Source organism: Paenibacillus arenilitoris, from assembly GCF_014705655.1.
Classification (GTDB): domain Bacteria; phylum Bacillota; class Bacilli; order Paenibacillales; family Paenibacillaceae; genus Pristimantibacillus; species Pristimantibacillus arenilitoris.
The window spans coordinates 45882-60709 of sequence record NZ_JACXIY010000045.1 but is presented as its reverse complement, the minus strand read 5'-3'; the positions used below and the strand labels follow the sequence as shown (position 1 = coordinate 60709).

The following is a 14828-nucleotide window of genomic DNA, read 5'->3' as shown; positions in this document are numbered from 1 at the left end:
CAATCCACTCACTTTTCTGCAGCAATTAGAGGCTCAGTGGGATCAAGTTACAGTTGTTCGTTGATTGTGCCGTCGTAGAAAAAAAAAACCGGACTCGTCTCGTCCGGGTTGTCTAGGCCAGCTTGCGCTTCACGATTCGGTTGCGTCCGCTGTATTTGGCTTCGTACAGCGCGGCGTCGGCCTGCGAGAGAAGCTCCCGCAAGAAAGCCTTCGGGTCGTCGAGGGCGGCCGGCTCGAAATGCTCGATGGAGATGACCCCCATGCTGATCGTTACGCTTAGCGATTGTTCGCCGGCTCCCGTGTTCACCTCATTCCGCTCGACCGCTTCCATGACCATTTCCGCCATCAGGTCGGCCTGCTCACGATTCGTATGCGGCAAATACACGGTAAACTCCTCCCCGCCGTACCGCGCCAATACGTCGGTCAGGCGGAGCGTCCTTCGAACGACGTCGGCCGTGCTGCACAGCACCTCGTCGCCGATCAAATGGCCGTACTTGTCGTTGATCGACTTGAAATAGTCGAGATCGAACAGGAAGATGGAGAACGGAATGCCGTAGCGGATGTTCGCCACGACCTCCTGCTCCAGCTTCTGCAGCAAATACCTGCGGTTATAGCAGCCGGTCAGGCCGTCGGTAATCGCCATCTGCTCGAGCTTCTTGTTCGCTTGGAACAGCTCGTCCTGCATAAGGAGCAGGTCGCGGTTCCGGTCCTGGAGCTGCTCGTTCTGGCTGTTGGTCGCTTCGACGAGCAGCCGCAGCTCCGTCACGTCCTGGAAGGTGATCACCCTTCCGACGGGCGTTTTCTTATGATTCAAAATCGGCGCGGACTGGACGATAACATGCCGGTACCGGTCGAGATCGAGCGTAAGCTCGAACTCCAGCCGCTCGTTCGGGCGCTGCCGCTGCGCTTCGAAGAAGGCGGCCAGCTCCCTCGCCGTCTCGCCCTTGAAATGCGACGCGATGACGGACGAGTTGAACTTGTCGCCGATCCGCAGCCGGATGACCGGCTTGATCACCTTGTTCACTTCGATGATCGTATCGTTCTCGTCCAGCACGATAATGCCCATCGACATCGTATTCATGACGTCGCGTTGAACCGTTTGAATAATGTCGAACACCTTGTTGCGGCCGATCGCGTGCACCAAATAGACGGCGGCAAAGGCCATGCCGACGGAGACGAGCGGAATATAACGGCCCAGGTAGTCGATGACGAGCACGTTGATGCACAAATCCGCGATGGAGAACAGCAGGAGCGTGAACATGCCGGTCATCGCCGTCCTGATCAGGGTCCTCTGCCTGTCCGACACGTCGGTGCGGAGCCTGTGCGCCATAATGGCAACGGATACAATCATGTACAGCAGCAGCTGCGCGATCATGATCCAGTACAACGGACCGTGCTGAAGCTGCTTCATGGAATCGGCCTGCTCCCCGATTGAAATAAACAGGCCGTTCGGATTGATTGCGGCGGCAGCCACCGACGCGAGCGCCGGCATCGACAAAACGAACAACCGGCTCTTTCGTATGACATACGACTGGCCGGTGAGAAATACGATAAAGACGAACCACCCTATTCCCAGCAAGGAAAGATCGATATAGGATACGGTCAGGTAGAAGAGTTTGTACGAATTCGAGGACGCCGTTTGCGAAATGAACTGCGTTAGGGGCCATATCATAAAGACGATGTGCAGCAGCAGGTATATGCGATGCAGTACCGTTACGGAACTTGAAGCAAACACGTAGAAAAACAAGCCGAGCAGCACTAGAAACATACTAAAGTCCAGCCAGATCATCCATTCCAATACGGTTCACCCATTCGTTTGATCGCCATCTTCTTCCATTGTAGCAAATGTTGTATGCATCGACAATTGCCTATTTCGTCCCGGGGGTTTATTTTTCGGCGGGCCTCGGCCATCGATCGGACAGCATCCGCTCAAGCGAAGGCGATATCGACAGGAAGCTTGCGAACTGCTCGTACTGCTCCCATTTTTTCGTCGAAAAGCCTGGCTGTCCGTTCTTCACCGCGCGGATCAGCAAATTTTTGGGCGTATGCTCGGGGTCTACGAACTCCAGCATCTGCACCTTGTAGCCGAGCGCCTCCAGCAGCGTTCCTCTGGCGGCGTCGGTCGCAAGCGCGGCGAACCGCTCCTTCAGCAGGCCCTGCGACAAAATCGGCGAAAGCGCGTCGCCGCCGATTTGCCTGAACAGCTCGTGCTGGCAGCAGGGTACCGACATAATGACCGACGCTCCCCAATTGACCGCCTTCGCCAGGGCGGCGTCGGTAGCCGTGTCGCACGCATGGAGCGTAACGACCATATCGGCGGCCTGCAGCTCCTCGTAATCGGCAATGTCGCCGACGAGAAACCGGAGCCGGTCATACCCCAGCTTGACCGCAAGCTCCGTGCAGAAGGCGATGACGTCCGCCTTCAAATCAAGGCCGATGACGCGGATTTGACGCTTCTGCTCCACCGCGAGCAGATGGTACAGCGCAAACGTCAAATACGACTTCCCGCAGCCGAAGTCTACGACCGTCAGCTCGCGGTCGCGGGGCAAATACGCCAGCACGTCGCCGACCATCTCCAGGAAACGGTTGATTTGACGGTACTTGTCCTGCTTCTTCGCATGCACGCGCCCCTCCGGGGTCATGATGCCGAGCTCGACCAGGAACGGCGCCGCGCTTCCTTCCGCAAGCACGCGCTGCTTCTCCCGGTTGTGCTCGAGCGTCGCCGGGCGCGCGCCACCGGTAGGCGGCTTCGTCAGGACGGCTGCTTTGCCTTTCTTATTGAACAGCAGCTGCACGTCCGCTTCGGGCGTTTTAATGAGCGCCTGCCGGTACGTTGCAGATAACAGGTCGACGATCCGGGCGGCCGCTTCGGCTTCCGCCACGTTGTCATGGGTGACCTTGCTGGCAAAGTGATACTCGAATTGATAATGCAGCCCGTTCTTCAGCCGGACGGGACGGATGACGGTTTTCGGGGACGCGCCGCCGTCCTTCCGCTTGAGCTGGCTCAGCGTGGCCTGAAGCAGCTCCCCGCCTTTGATCCAATTGTCTATGTCTTGCTGCCATTGCTCCGACATGATGCCTATTCCACTCCCGCTTCCTCATATTTCAATAACAGAGCCGCAAGCCCTTGCTCGATCTCCTCGCGGGGCAACCCGCCCGCCTCAAGCTTCTCGTCGCTCTGCAGCAGCAGCCGCCGGTAAATCCCGGCCGCCGCTTCGGGCCGCAGCGCCTCGTCGTCCAGCAGCTCGTGCATAATGTTCTCCGTCTGATCGAATCGCCCTTCGGCTTCGTGCCATTCCATCAGCAGCCGCTTGGTCGACGAAGGAAGCTCGTACGGGCTCAGCTTCTCCAGCAGCTCGCCGATATGCGCCTTCGGATCCGCAAGCGGCGACCCTTCTCCGAGAAGCGACAGGCGGATGAACAGCTGAAGCGCCTTCAAAGCGGCCGCGTAGCTCTCGTCCTCGCGCCGGAGGTCGCCCTGCAGCCTCGCTTCCTGCAGGACGAGCACGGCGATGGCCGCCAGCATATCCGTATCGACGACGCCGTTCGTCGTCATCATTTTCATCAAGTCCTCGTCGGATAACGAACGGACGAGCTTGCTGCTCAGGCGGAACCGGCTCTCGAGCAGATCGTCGATCAGAAGCAGCGCCTCCTCCTGCTTCCGGTCCCGCCTTAATTGCATGATTTGGCCGATCGCCTCGGTCATCTGCTCAATCATCCGCATGAAATAATCGCGCTGAAACAATAGGCTCCCCTCCCGTCGTTCGTTTCATGGACAACCGCCGCTTCCCGTGCCAGCGGGTTACCCGCGTACCTTTTTAACGAAACGGAGGATCGTCTCCGCCATTTCCTTCGGCCGCTCGATCATGCCCATATGGCCGGCGCCGCCGAGCTCCACTCGCTCCGTCGCCCCGTTGCCCGCGGCAAACGTGCTTTCCTTCGAGATCAGCCGATCCTTCTCCCCTGCGACGAGCAGCACCGGCAGCGTCGAGCGTTCGATGACATGCGAGCGGTCCGGTCGCGCCTTCATGCCCTTGGCCGTCCCGATCGCGCCTTGAAGGGACGTGCCGATGCCGATCCGGATCGCGCGCTCCACCTCATCCTTCATCGAATCCAGATGCTCCTCCGCGAACAGCTTCGGCACGAGGCCGCGAACGAACGCTTCCACCCCGTCCGCCTGCAGCGCGGCAACGGCCTTGTCGCGGTTTTGCCTCGCCGCGTCTCCGTCCGGAAGCGGCGTGGAATGAATGAGCCCGAAGCCGGACAGCTTCTTGTCGTACTTCTCGGCGAGCGCCAGCGTAATATAGCCGCCGAGCGAATGCCCCAGCAGGACCGCGTTATGAATTTGGAGCTGGATGAGCATGGATGCGACATCCTCCGAATACAATTCCATCGTGTAGAAGTCGTCCTCCGGCGCCGAGCTCAGCCCGTGGCCTCTTACGTCAGGCGCGATGACGCGGACCGACCGCTCCAGCTCGTCCAACACGGGCTCCCAATAGGAAGAGCATCCGCAGTATCCGTGCAGCAGGACGACGGTGCTCTCGATTCCGTCCGCCGCGCCGCCGTCCTCCGGATGGGAATCGTAATAGGCGAGCTGCACGCCGTTGTTCACAAACAGCCTGCGCTGCGCGATGGATTGGATGTTGCTCTCTTCTCTGCTCATTTGAAGCACTCTCCTTCGATTATATGATCCGAAATCGCGAAAGCGCGGCCGATTCCCCGCTGCTCTCCCGCATGGCAGCCCCACGCCTCGCGAACGGCGGCCGCCACTTCCCTCGCCATCCGCATCACGAGGTAGAGGGAGGTCGTTTGCAGCTTCCAGTACGCTTTCGGCCCGTTCATATTGACGACGCCCGCGATGCTGTAATGGCCGACTGCCGGCAGCCGCCTTCCGATTGCCTTGCCCGGTTGGATGGCGCCTCTCGCCAGGATGTAGCTCCCGACCGATTCCGGCTTGCCGAGGCAAGCGTCGACCGCGATCACGACCGCGTCTTCCGGCAGCCTCCGGGCCGCCTGCTCCACGGCATGCGCATCGCACGGCTGCGCAAGCGTGCCGATGACGTTCGGCCATCCGAGCTCCTCCAGCATCGTGCCCACCAGAGGCCCGAACGAGTCGCCGGTCGAACGGTCGCTTCCGATGCAAACAAATACGATGCGGCCGCGGTCCGCATGGGATTCCGCCACCGCATCCAAAAACCGCGCCAATTGACTCTTCTCCTGCTTCTCCGTCGCTCCTGCACCTGCCTATTTCGTAAAAGTTAGCGTATTAGCGTAATTGTTCGACTTACCGTCAATTGTATCGAATTTCAGGTCCGTGTTCAATTTGCGGGCATTGTCCTTTGAAACATGGTACAATGGCTTAACGAATCGGAACGAAATCCGTAATAGGAGGCGCACATGAACAATTTGCAGATTCAAACCGAAGAGAACATCGCTTTCATGATCGAGGAAATCAAGACGAAGCTGAAGATGGCTTCAGCGGCAGCGATGCAGCCGTCGCATTTCAAGCTGGAACAGTACGAGGACATCAAGGATTTGTACGAGGTCGTTGCGTCCAAAGAAAAATTCAGTATCAGCGAGGTCGAAGCGCTCGTGTCGGAGCTGGGCAGGCTCCGCTCGCAGGGATAACGATTTTTAAAGCCAAATTATTCCAGTATTCGACATTTCTTCTCATAAATTTCGGTCCGGAGGACTCTTGCGCCGTGCCGCGACAATGGCCGCAACAAAAGAACCGGGCTTCCGCATTGCTGCGGCGGCCCGGTTCTTGCTCTTTATTCCTGCTCTTCTTCCTTCGGCTCGGCGCCCGTGATCGACAGCTTGATCGATACGTCCTTCAGCTCGCCCTTCAGGAAATGCGCGATCCGCTCCAGCTTATCGGCAAGCTCGGGGCCGCTCAGCGTCGTATTCAAATGATAATCGAAGCTGTCCGACGGCAGCCTGCGGTCGCCGAAGGCGCCCTGCCCCCTCCAGCCCCGCTCGGCGGCGCCGCTCGATTGGGCCAGCAATTGCTCTTGAACCGGGTAAAATTTGTCTGACTTATTCACAACTCTTTCATAAATCCGCAGCTTCTTCAGCAGCATGTAATATTGCGCCGAATGCTTGAAGTTCCAAGCTTCGCGAATATCCTTAAGCGTGTAGTCCATCTTCCAGCGCTTCAGCCTCTCGACCTGTTCATCGGTGCTCAGCTGCAGGAACTCGTCCAGCGGCAGCATTTTTTCGGACATGTGTACCCCTCCGATAACAAAATTGAAAATGAACGCAAAGTATAAGCAGAAACGAAATAATGCTCTTATATTTGCAAAATCGCATTAATATTCATATAAAAAATACCATAAATTTCGGCTGTTTACAAATTAATATAATTTCACATTTGGACATTGCACCGTCTGCGCAAAAAAAGAGAACCACCCGTTCGCGCCGCAAAAAACGCTTTAGGTGGCTCTGCTTTTTCGTTATGCGCGCTGAAGTCCGATCGAAGTCAGGAACCGCTCGAACGCTGCGATGCCGTCTTCCGTGCGTTTGTACACGCCCGCGTCCTTCAATACTTCCAGAAACTTGCCGCCCGTCTCCGCTTGAACGATCGCCATCGCCTGCTCGGGCGAACAGGAGGCGCCGTACCGTCCGACGAGCGACAGCAGCCACTCCGAGTGTTTATGCAGCGGATGCGACGACTCGCGCAGCTCCGCTTCGGAAGCCGGCTGCTCGCCGGTCAAATAAGCGGCGATCTGCTCGAGCTCATCCTTCAGGCGTCCCGGCAGCACGGCCAGACCCATAACCTCGATGAGGCCGATGTTCTCTTTCTTGATATGATGCAAATGCCGGTGAGGATGGAAGATGCCGTCCGGATGCTCCTCGCTCGTGCGGTTGTTGCGCAGCACGAGGTCGATTTCGTATTCGCCGTTATCCCTCAGCCTCGCGATCGGCGTGATCGTGTTATGCGGCGTGCGCGTCCCGTCCGCCTGCTCCGTGAACGCAAGCACTTCGGCCGATTCGTCGCTGTATCCGCGCCATTCGTCAAGCAGCCGGCAAGCCGCCTTGTGGACATCGGCCTTCGAGGTGCCGTTCACGCGGACGACCGACATCGGCCAGTCGACGATGCCGAAGCGCACGCCCGGAAGCCCGGGATCCGCGAACGCTTGACCCGTCGGCGCCGTCTCCATCGGGAATACGTGGCGCCCGCCCTGGAAGTGGTCGTGGCTCAGGATGGAGCCTCCGACGATCGGCAGGTCGGCGTTCGAGCCGATAAAGTAATGCGGGAATTGCTCCACGAAGTCAAGCAGCCTCGCGAACGATTTGTGCGAGATCGCCATCGGCTCGTGCGCGCCTTTGAAAATGATGCTGTGCTCGTTGTAATAAACGTACGGCGAATACTGGAAGAACCAAGGCTCCCCCTGCAGCGTAAGCGGCAGCACCCGGAGATTTTGGCGCGCCGGATGATCGGGGCGTCCGGCGTAGCCGACGTTCTCCGCGCAGAGGAGGCACTTCGGATAATGCGCCTGCGGCAGCGCCTTGAGCATCGCGATTTCCTTAGGGTCCTTCTCCGGCTTCGACAGATTGATCGTTATTTCCAGCTTGCCGAACGGCGTCTCGTGAAGCCAATATTGGTTTTTGCGGATCCGGTCCATCCGGATGTAATTGGAATCGATATTCAGCCGGTAGAATGCGTCGGTGGCGGCTTTCAAGCCCTCTTCCCGCGCCGTGCGCCGGAACGAGGCGTTCAGCTCGGACGGACGCGGCATGAGCAGCCCCATAATGCGGGCGTCGAGCAGGTCGCGGTACGTCGTCGTGTTATCCGGGATGAGGCCGATGGCGTAACCGTAATCGAGGAGAGGCTCGAGCAGTTCCGCCGCGCTTTCGAGCCTCTCCTCGGGCGCGCCCGCCTCGCCCGGCTCCGTGAACCGGAACAGATCGAGCAGCGCGTTACGCGCCGCATATACATCGAGCTCCTCCATGAATCCGCGCTGCAGCGCGAATTGCAGCAGCCGCTCGATCAGCGGCAGAGCCTCGCTTGCCGTAGTCGCCTGTTGTTGTTGTGCCACTGGTAATTGCTCCTTTCGCTTATGCGGCGCCGTTACTTGTCGTTATATCCGGCTGGGTTGGCTTCATGCCAGTTCCAGGCGCTTCGGATAATGTCCTCCAGCTTGTCGCGCTTCGGATTCCAGCCAAGCTCCTTGCGCGCCCGATCCGACGAAGCGACGAGCACGGCCGGATCGCCCGCGCGGCGCGCTTCGACGACGGCCGGGATTTCTTTGCCCGTTACGGCGCGCGCGATGTCGATCACCTGCTTCACCGAGAAGCCGGTGCCGTTGCCGAGGTTGTAGACCGCGCTGTCCGCGCCGGTCCGCAGGCGGTCGACCGCCAGGACATGCGCGTCGGCAAGATCGCTGACGTGAATGTAATCGCGAATGCAGGTGCCGTCCGGCGTGTCGTAATCGTCGCCGAATACCGAAATGTGGGGACGCTGGCCGAGCGCCGCTTGCAGCACGATCGGGATCAGATGCGTTTCCGGGTTGTGATCCTCGCCGATTTTGCCGCTCTCGTGCGCGCCCGCGGCGTTAAAGTAGCGCAGCGAGACGAATTTGACGCCGTGCGCGACGTCGAACCATTTCATCATTTTCTCCATCGCCAGCTTCGTTTCGCCGTATGCGTTCGTAGGAAGCGTGCGGTCGAATTCGTCGATCGGCACGTTCTCCGGCTCGCCGTACGTTGCCGCCGTGGACGAGAAGACGATTTTGCGGACGCCGTGCTCGTTCATCTTCTCGAGCAGGCATAGCGTGCCGAACACATTGTTATGATAATATTTGCCCGGGTCCTTCATGCTTTCGCCGACCAGCGAATTGGCCGCGAAATGAATGACCGCGTCGATTTTGTTCTCTCTGAACACGGTATCCAGAAAAGCCGCGTCGCGAAGATCGCCCTCGTACAGCTTTCCTCCGAGCAGCGCCTCCCGGTGCCCTTGCTGCAAATTGTCGATCACGACGATTTCTTCGCCGCGCTCAAGCAGTGCCGCGACCGCATGCGAGCCGATGTAGCCCGCTCCTCCCGTTACAAGTACCGCCATGTTGAATTCTCCTCTCCTATCGATTGTTTATAGTTGAATGATTAGACAAGCCGCTCCACGCCGTTACCGATCGAGCATACGTAGAAATCGGCCGTGAGTCCCGTCGCTTCTTTATATTTGCGTCCGACCTCTTCCTTGAACGCCTCGATGCTGTCTTCATGAACGAGCGACACGGTGCACCCGCCAAAGCCTGCCCCCGTCATCCGCGAGCCAAGCACGCCCGGCACTTCGCGCGCCGCCGCCACCATCGCGTCGAGCTCGTCGCCCGTCACCTCGTAGAGGTCGCGCAGCGAGTCATGGGAGCCGTTCATCAGCTTGCCGAACCGCGCAAGGTCGTTGCCTTTGAGCGCTTCGATCGACTGCAGGACGCGGTCGATTTCTTCGACGACGTGCTGCGCCCGCTTGCGGACCGTTTCGTCCTTGATCAGATGCTTGGCGGAGTTGAACTTCTCCAGGTTGATCTGGCCGAGCAGCTGTAAATCCGGGAACGCGGACCGCAGATCGGCAACCGCCTGCTCGCATTGGCTGCGGCGCTCGTTGTACTTCGAGTCGACCAGTCCGCGGCGTTTGTTCGTGTTGCCGATGATCAGCTTGTAGCGGCCGGGCTCAAACGGCACCAGTTCGTACTCCAGCGTGTCGCACATGAGCAGAATCGCATGGTCCTTCTTGCCGTTCGCGACCGCGAACTGGTCCATGATGCCGCACTTCACGCCGTTGAACTCGTTCTCCGATTTTTGCGCGAGCAGGGCGATCTTCACCGTGTCGATCGGCAGGCCTTCGAGCGTTTGCAGCGCGTAAGCCGTAACGACCTCGATGGAGGCGGAGGACGATAGGCCCGCGCCGTTCGGAATTTCGCCGTGATACAGCAGGTCGTAGCCGTTCTTGAACGCAACCCCGGCTTGCTGCAGCACGTAGACGACGCCCTTTGGATAGTTCATCCAGTCGTCGGCGTCGTTGTAGACGATCGCGTCGATCGGGAATTGCTTGCTCGACGGGAAGTTGGTCGTCGCGAGGCCGAGCTTGCCGTCCGGACGCTTGCGGATGAGAAGCGTCGTCCCGAACGTCAGCGCGGCCGGAAAGACGTAGCCTCCGTTATAGTCCGTATGCTCGCCGATCAGATTGACGCGGCCCGGTGCATGGAATACGGCAATATCGCCGGCCTCTCCGCCGTATTGCTGTATAAACCGCCGGGTTAGCGCCTCGAGGTTTGCCATTTGCGATCACTTTCCTTTTTTAACAATATAGTGTGGTTTGCTTTTTCTTTTTTCAGTATAAGGGAAGCCGCATCGAAACGAAATGGCGCTAAGTGCTTATTATATGGATTTATGTGACTTCTCATCCTCGGACTGGACATGCTATGATTAGGAAAACCGTTTGATTCCTTCGAATCCCATCAAATTTGAAGCAGGTGTAAAGTACAATGCAGCAGGATATGTATACCGTTGCCTCCAATCCGGTCATCGGCGAGGGCGACGTCGGCGCGCTCGACGTGCTGTTCGCCGGTGAGAGCCAGACGAAGCCGCATCACCGGCTGGGTCCTAAGGTCTATGATTTCTACCTTATGCATATCGTTTTGGGCGGCAAAGGCACCTTCCAATGCGAAGGCAGCGTCCATGAGCTTCACGCCGGACATACGTTCCTGATCGAGCCCGAACAGCTGATCAGCTACGAATCCGACGGCGACGAGCCTTGGCTTTACCGCTGGGTCGCCTTTCACGGCGCACAGGCAGCCCCGCTGGCGAAGGCGGCGGGGTTCACCCGCGAGCGGCAGGTCGCGCTGCTGGCGGATCCGCGCAGGGCTGCCGTCTTGTTCCGGCGGATTTACGACACGTTCCGAAGCGGCGGATCGGCAGCCGACATGAAGGCGGCCGGTTATCTCCATCTGCTCATGGCCGAATACAAGACGCTGCTCCATCCGGATGGGGGAGATTCGCCTCGGGCCGGTCAAGCCGAAGGCGACAGGCTGCTCCGGCAGGTGGTGCATTACTTGTCGACGCAATACGCCCATCCCGTGTCCATCGAACAGATGGCGGAATCGCTCGGCTACAACCGCGCCTACCTGTCGCGCTTGTTCAAGCAGCGGACCGGCGTCTCGCCGGTGACGTTCCTGCTCAAGCTGCGCATCGATACGGCCCGCCGCATGCTCCGCGAGCGCCCCGAGCTCACGATCGAGCAGGTCGCCGCTTCCGTCGGACTGCAGGATGCCTTGTACTTCTCCAAGCAGTTCCGCAAGCTGCACGGGCAATCGCCGACCGCTTACCGCGAAGCGATGAGAAGCTTGGGGAACATGGAATAGCTTCGCCCTCGCGGTTGCCCGAAAGTTACCTCGAATCCTCCCCGCCCGCTTCAAGCTTCATAATCGGAAAAGCGGGCAATACTACGTGTGGGAGTGATCGCGATGACCGAGCTGTACGCCGGCCGCTTATTTTGGCCGGGAACGCTGAGCCATGTGCAACAATACGAACCTTTGCGGCAAAACAAAAAAACGCAAATCGCGGTCATCGGCGGCGGGATGTCGGGTACGACCTGCTGCCTTACGTTCGCCCGCAGCGGTCTCCCGGTCGTCCTGCTCGAGAGGGACCGTGTCGCCGGCGGCACCACCTTGGCCAGCACCGGAATGCTGCAATACGTCAACGACGTCATGCTAATCGACTTGATCAACCAAATCGGGGAGCGGGACGCCGTTGCGCTGTACCGGTCATGCCGGGACAGCGTGAACAAGCTGGCCTCGATGGCGTCCGCCCTTACGCCGGACGTCGATCTCAGACGCAGAAGCAGCTTGTACTACGCTTCGACCGGGAAGGAGCTGCCGAAGCTGAAGGCGGAATACGAAGCGCTTCGATCGTACGGCTTCGACGTCGAATTTTGGACCTCGGAGACGATCGCCAACCATTTTCCGTTCCGCAAGCCCGGGGCGATCGTCACGCACGGCGATGCCGAGCTCAATCCGTACAAGTTCGTCAACGCCGCTGCCGGCGAAGCCTCCCGCTGCGGCGCCGAAATCCATGAACGCACCGGCATCGTCTCGCACGAGACGCGCCCGGACGGACGTCACGTGCTGCGGACGGCGGAAGGCTTCGAGGTCGAAGCCGAGCACGTCGTCTACGCGGTCGGTTACGAGCCGGGCGAATTGCGCGGCAATCCGGTAATGGCCAACCTGAACCGGACGTTCGTCATCGTTACGGATCCGCAGCCCGACCTGCAAAGCTGGCATCAGCGCTTCCTTATATGGGAGACGGCGCGCCCATACCTGTACATGCGCACGACCGCCGATAACCGGGTCATCATCGGCGGGCTCGACGAGCCGCCCTCGCATCCGGTGCAAAGCGGGCACGCGCTCGGCTCCCGAAGCGGGAAGCTGCTGCAGCGCCTTCGATCGTTGTTCCCCGGGCTAAGCGCGTCGGCCGAATACGAATGGAGCGCGACCTTCGGCGAATCGCGGGACAGCCTCCCGTTCATCGGAGAGGATCCCGCTTGGAAGAACGTCTACTATTGCTTAGGCTACGGCGGCAACGGCACGGTGTACGGCATGCTTGCCGCCGACATGTTGCGGGATCTGATCGCAGGCGGCACGCATCCGCTCGAACGCGTCATCGGAGTCGGCCGCCGCTGGCCGGCGGGGGCGAAATAATACGACAAGAGCGAGAAAGCCTAAACGGCTGACGCCGTCTTTTTGACGGCAAAAAAAGCCCCACCGGCGACCCGTTCCCACGAGGCAGCCGAAGTGGGGCTTTTTCTTGTGCCGCGCAAGGGCGGCAGACGAGGCTCGGCTAGGCTCCCGTCGCGATCGTCTTGGCATCGCATTGGCGGAAGATCCCCTCGGCTTCGCTCAGACGCGACAGATCCGGACCGTCCGTATCGAGCAGCGTTTTGCTCTCGTCGTTCCGGGCGATGACGATGACCGAGCCGCTTCGCAGCTCCTCGTAGCAGAGCTGGGCTTCCTCCTCGCCGAGCCCTAGCGATTGCAGCACGCCGCGGAAGCCGTAATCGTCGTCGGTCAGCGCGGCCGCGGCGAGCGGATAAGTGCCGCCGATCAGAGCCGCCGTGCCGTAGCCGGAAATGCCGTAAGCGGCGGCCGCGCCGAGACCGCCGAAGCCTGCCGCGGCCATCGTGTTCAGGTTGCCTATGCCGCGGGTTCCGTCCGACGTTTCCGCCAATTCGCGCAGCTCGTCGGCGTGCACCCCGCTCTCCGCCTCGATGCGTCTGGAATGCTCGGAATCCTTAGCAAGCACCTGCAGCTCTCCTTGGACGAATCCGGCTTGCTCCAATTGCCGAACCGCCTCGATCGCTTGCCTCTCCGTTTCGAATACGCCGATCTTTTTTGCCATTGCTGTTCCTCCTGAAAGCTTTTGCCCGGGCAAAAGCGGTTTCGTTAGAGCGGCTGTCCCGCGCTCGCGGTCGGCCGTCTGAGATGGTTCCGGCCTTCTTGGTATGCCCTAAAGCTGTCGGAATAAGTCGTTTATTGCTTAGGTTGTGCAATCTTGCCGCTTCAGGTTATGATGAAGGAATAGATGTTGGACATTACGGACAAAGCAGGAGGCAAAGCGATGATCCATCGGATGCTTCGCTATCCCTCAGAATGGGAATGGCATGTGCTGCAGCTGGAGGAGCGGCAGGCCGTTCGTCAGGAGGCGCTGCCAAGCCGGAAAGCTTCCCGGAAGCCCGCCGCTTCCCCGCGCGGGGAGCAGAAGGCGGTCAGCGCCGCAGAACGGCTGGAGCTGGAGGCGGCCCGGGAGCAGGCGGACGAAATGAAAAAGGCGTTCCCGGCATGCGCTTCCTGGATCGACGAATGCGCGGGCAGGCGGACGAATCAAATATCGATCGGAGACAATCCGGCGGAGGGTCGACTGCTGTACGGCACGCTGATGTTTCAATTATCCGAATCGCAATCGGACGTGCAGCCCTTTCACTTCTGGGTGTCGCAGAAGCGGCTGCTTACGATGCATGACGACATTCGCCTTCCGCTGCGCCTGCAATCCGGCGAGCATGAAGCGAAGCTCGCCGGCTGCGGCACGGCGCCGGAAGCGCTCTTCGTCATGCTCGGCATCGTGCTGGAGACGTTCCATGAAGGGCTCGACGGCTTCGAGACCCGGCTGGGCGAGCTGGAAGCCTCGATGCGGCAAGCGAACAAAACGGTGCTGATCGACGTCATTTTCGAAAGGCGTTACGATCTGCTTCATTGGAGCCATTTGTTCATCCCGGTGAGGGAGCTGCACGGCGCGGCCAAGGAAGCGTTCATGGAGGAGCTGACGGAAACCGAAAGCTTCAAGCGGATTACGCATAAGCTTGAGCGAATCGATGCGCTCCTGAAGCATTACGCGCTGGAGATCGATACGTTAATTTCGATGGACGATGCCATATCGAGCTTCCGCGGCAACGATATTATGAAGACGCTGACGATCTTTACGGTGCTGTTCCTGCCCGCTACGATCGGGGGCACGATTTGGGGTACCAACTTCAACCATTTGCCGTGGAAGGACGTCAAGTGGGGATTCGCCGGAATGATTACGTCGATCGCGATCGTAACGTCCGTCATTTATGCTTGGCTGTGGAAGAAAGGCTGGACCGGCGATCTGCTGCACGGGCGCAGGCCGAGCGAGATCGCCTCGGAAGGTCCGCCTTCGCGGGCGCGGCGGGCCGGCGGGAAGAGACGGGCCGAGCGGACGGCCCCTCTGGCCGCGAAGCCCGAAGCTGCGGACGGCGACAAGCCCCTTCCCAGCCGCAAGCGCCGTTAGGCGATTGGATCCGGTCAGGCGCTCGCACCTGC

Annotated in this window: 13 protein-coding genes and 1 pseudogene; 4 read left to right on the top strand and 10 right to left on the bottom strand. The window is 59.6% G+C overall.

The window, feature by feature from the left end; translation table 11 throughout:
* Positions 1–112: 112 nt before the first annotated feature.
* The 5 genes and pseudogenes from IDH41_RS27690 to yyaC form a co-directional block, all read right to left on the bottom strand.
* Complete coding sequence (locus tag IDH41_RS27690; protein WP_223830122.1) at positions 113–1789, bottom strand: histidine kinase N-terminal 7TM domain-containing diguanylate cyclase; 1677 nt, start codon at positions 1787–1789, stop codon at positions 113–115.
* A 97-nt stretch (positions 1790–1886) separates the two neighbouring features.
* Positions 1887–3074: a class I SAM-dependent methyltransferase gene (locus IDH41_RS27685; RefSeq protein ID WP_190866983.1), complete on the bottom strand. Its 1188-nt coding sequence runs from the start codon at positions 3072–3074 to the stop codon at positions 1887–1889.
* 5 nt (positions 3075–3079) lie between these two features.
* Entirely contained in the window at positions 3080–3745 is a 666-nt protein-coding gene (locus IDH41_RS27680; RefSeq protein ID WP_190866981.1) for a DUF6483 family protein, read from the bottom strand.
* A gap of 57 nt (positions 3746–3802) precedes the next feature.
* The gene (locus IDH41_RS27675) at positions 3803–4663 is read right to left on the bottom strand and encodes an alpha/beta fold hydrolase (protein WP_190866979.1); all 861 of its coding nucleotides are present in this window, start codon (positions 4661–4663) and stop codon (positions 3803–3805) included.
* A pseudogene (gene yyaC / locus IDH41_RS27670) lies at positions 4660–5214 on the bottom strand (spore protease YyaC); the annotation flags it as partial. The pseudogene yyaC and the gene IDH41_RS27675, both read right to left, overlap by 4 nt.
* Positions 5215–5397: 183 nt before the next feature.
* Here yyaC and IDH41_RS27665 point away from each other — a divergent pair.
* On the top strand, positions 5398–5628 hold the full coding sequence (locus IDH41_RS27665; protein WP_190866976.1) for a DUF1128 domain-containing protein: 231 nt from the start codon (positions 5398–5400) through the stop codon (positions 5626–5628).
* 143 nt (positions 5629–5771) lie between these two features.
* On the opposite strand, the gene IDH41_RS27660 is transcribed toward IDH41_RS27665, so the two are convergent.
* The 4 genes from IDH41_RS27660 to IDH41_RS27645 all read right to left on the bottom strand — a co-directional run bounded on the left by IDH41_RS27660 (position 5772) and on the right by IDH41_RS27645 (position 10275).
* Positions 5772–6224, bottom strand: a complete 453-nt coding sequence (locus IDH41_RS27660) for a hypothetical protein (protein ID WP_190866974.1) — start codon at positions 6222–6224, stop codon at positions 5772–5774.
* A gap of 228 nt (positions 6225–6452) precedes the next feature.
* Entirely contained in the window at positions 6453–8039 is a 1587-nt protein-coding gene (locus tag IDH41_RS27655) for a UDP-glucose--hexose-1-phosphate uridylyltransferase (RefSeq protein ID WP_317890829.1), read from the bottom strand.
* Positions 8040–8071: 32 nt separating this feature from the next.
* Positions 8072–9061 (bottom strand): UDP-glucose 4-epimerase GalE, encoded by a 990-nt coding sequence (gene galE / locus IDH41_RS27650; protein ID WP_190866972.1) that lies wholly within the window; start codon positions 9059–9061, stop codon positions 8072–8074.
* Positions 9062–9102: 41 nt separating this feature from the next.
* Positions 9103–10275 (bottom strand): galactokinase, encoded by a 1173-nt coding sequence (locus tag IDH41_RS27645; RefSeq protein ID WP_190866970.1) that lies wholly within the window; start codon positions 10273–10275, stop codon positions 9103–9105.
* A gap of 206 nt (positions 10276–10481) precedes the next feature.
* Between IDH41_RS27645 and IDH41_RS27640 the strand changes: the two genes are divergently transcribed.
* Both IDH41_RS27640 and IDH41_RS27635 read left to right on the top strand, forming a co-directional pair.
* Positions 10482–11357 carry an AraC family transcriptional regulator gene (locus IDH41_RS27640; protein WP_190866968.1) on the top strand — a complete coding sequence of 292 codons (876 nt, stop codon included), beginning with the start codon at positions 10482–10484 and terminating at the stop codon, positions 11355–11357.
* Positions 11358–11459: 102 nt separating this feature from the next.
* A complete protein-coding gene (locus IDH41_RS27635) occupies positions 11460–12692 on the top strand; it encodes an NAD(P)/FAD-dependent oxidoreductase (RefSeq protein WP_190866966.1) in 1233 nt (410 codons plus the stop codon).
* Between the two features lie 139 nt (positions 12693–12831).
* On the opposite strand, the gene IDH41_RS27630 is transcribed toward IDH41_RS27635, so the two are convergent.
* Positions 12832–13389, bottom strand: a complete 558-nt coding sequence (locus IDH41_RS27630) for a general stress protein (protein WP_190866964.1) — start codon at positions 13387–13389, stop codon at positions 12832–12834.
* Positions 13390–13608: 219 nt separating this feature from the next.
* On the opposite strand from IDH41_RS27630, the gene IDH41_RS27625 reads away from it, so the two are divergent.
* Positions 13609–14796: a magnesium transporter CorA family protein gene (locus IDH41_RS27625; protein WP_190866962.1), complete on the top strand. Its 1188-nt coding sequence runs from the start codon at positions 13609–13611 to the stop codon at positions 14794–14796.
* Positions 14797–14828: the final 32 nt, after the last annotated feature.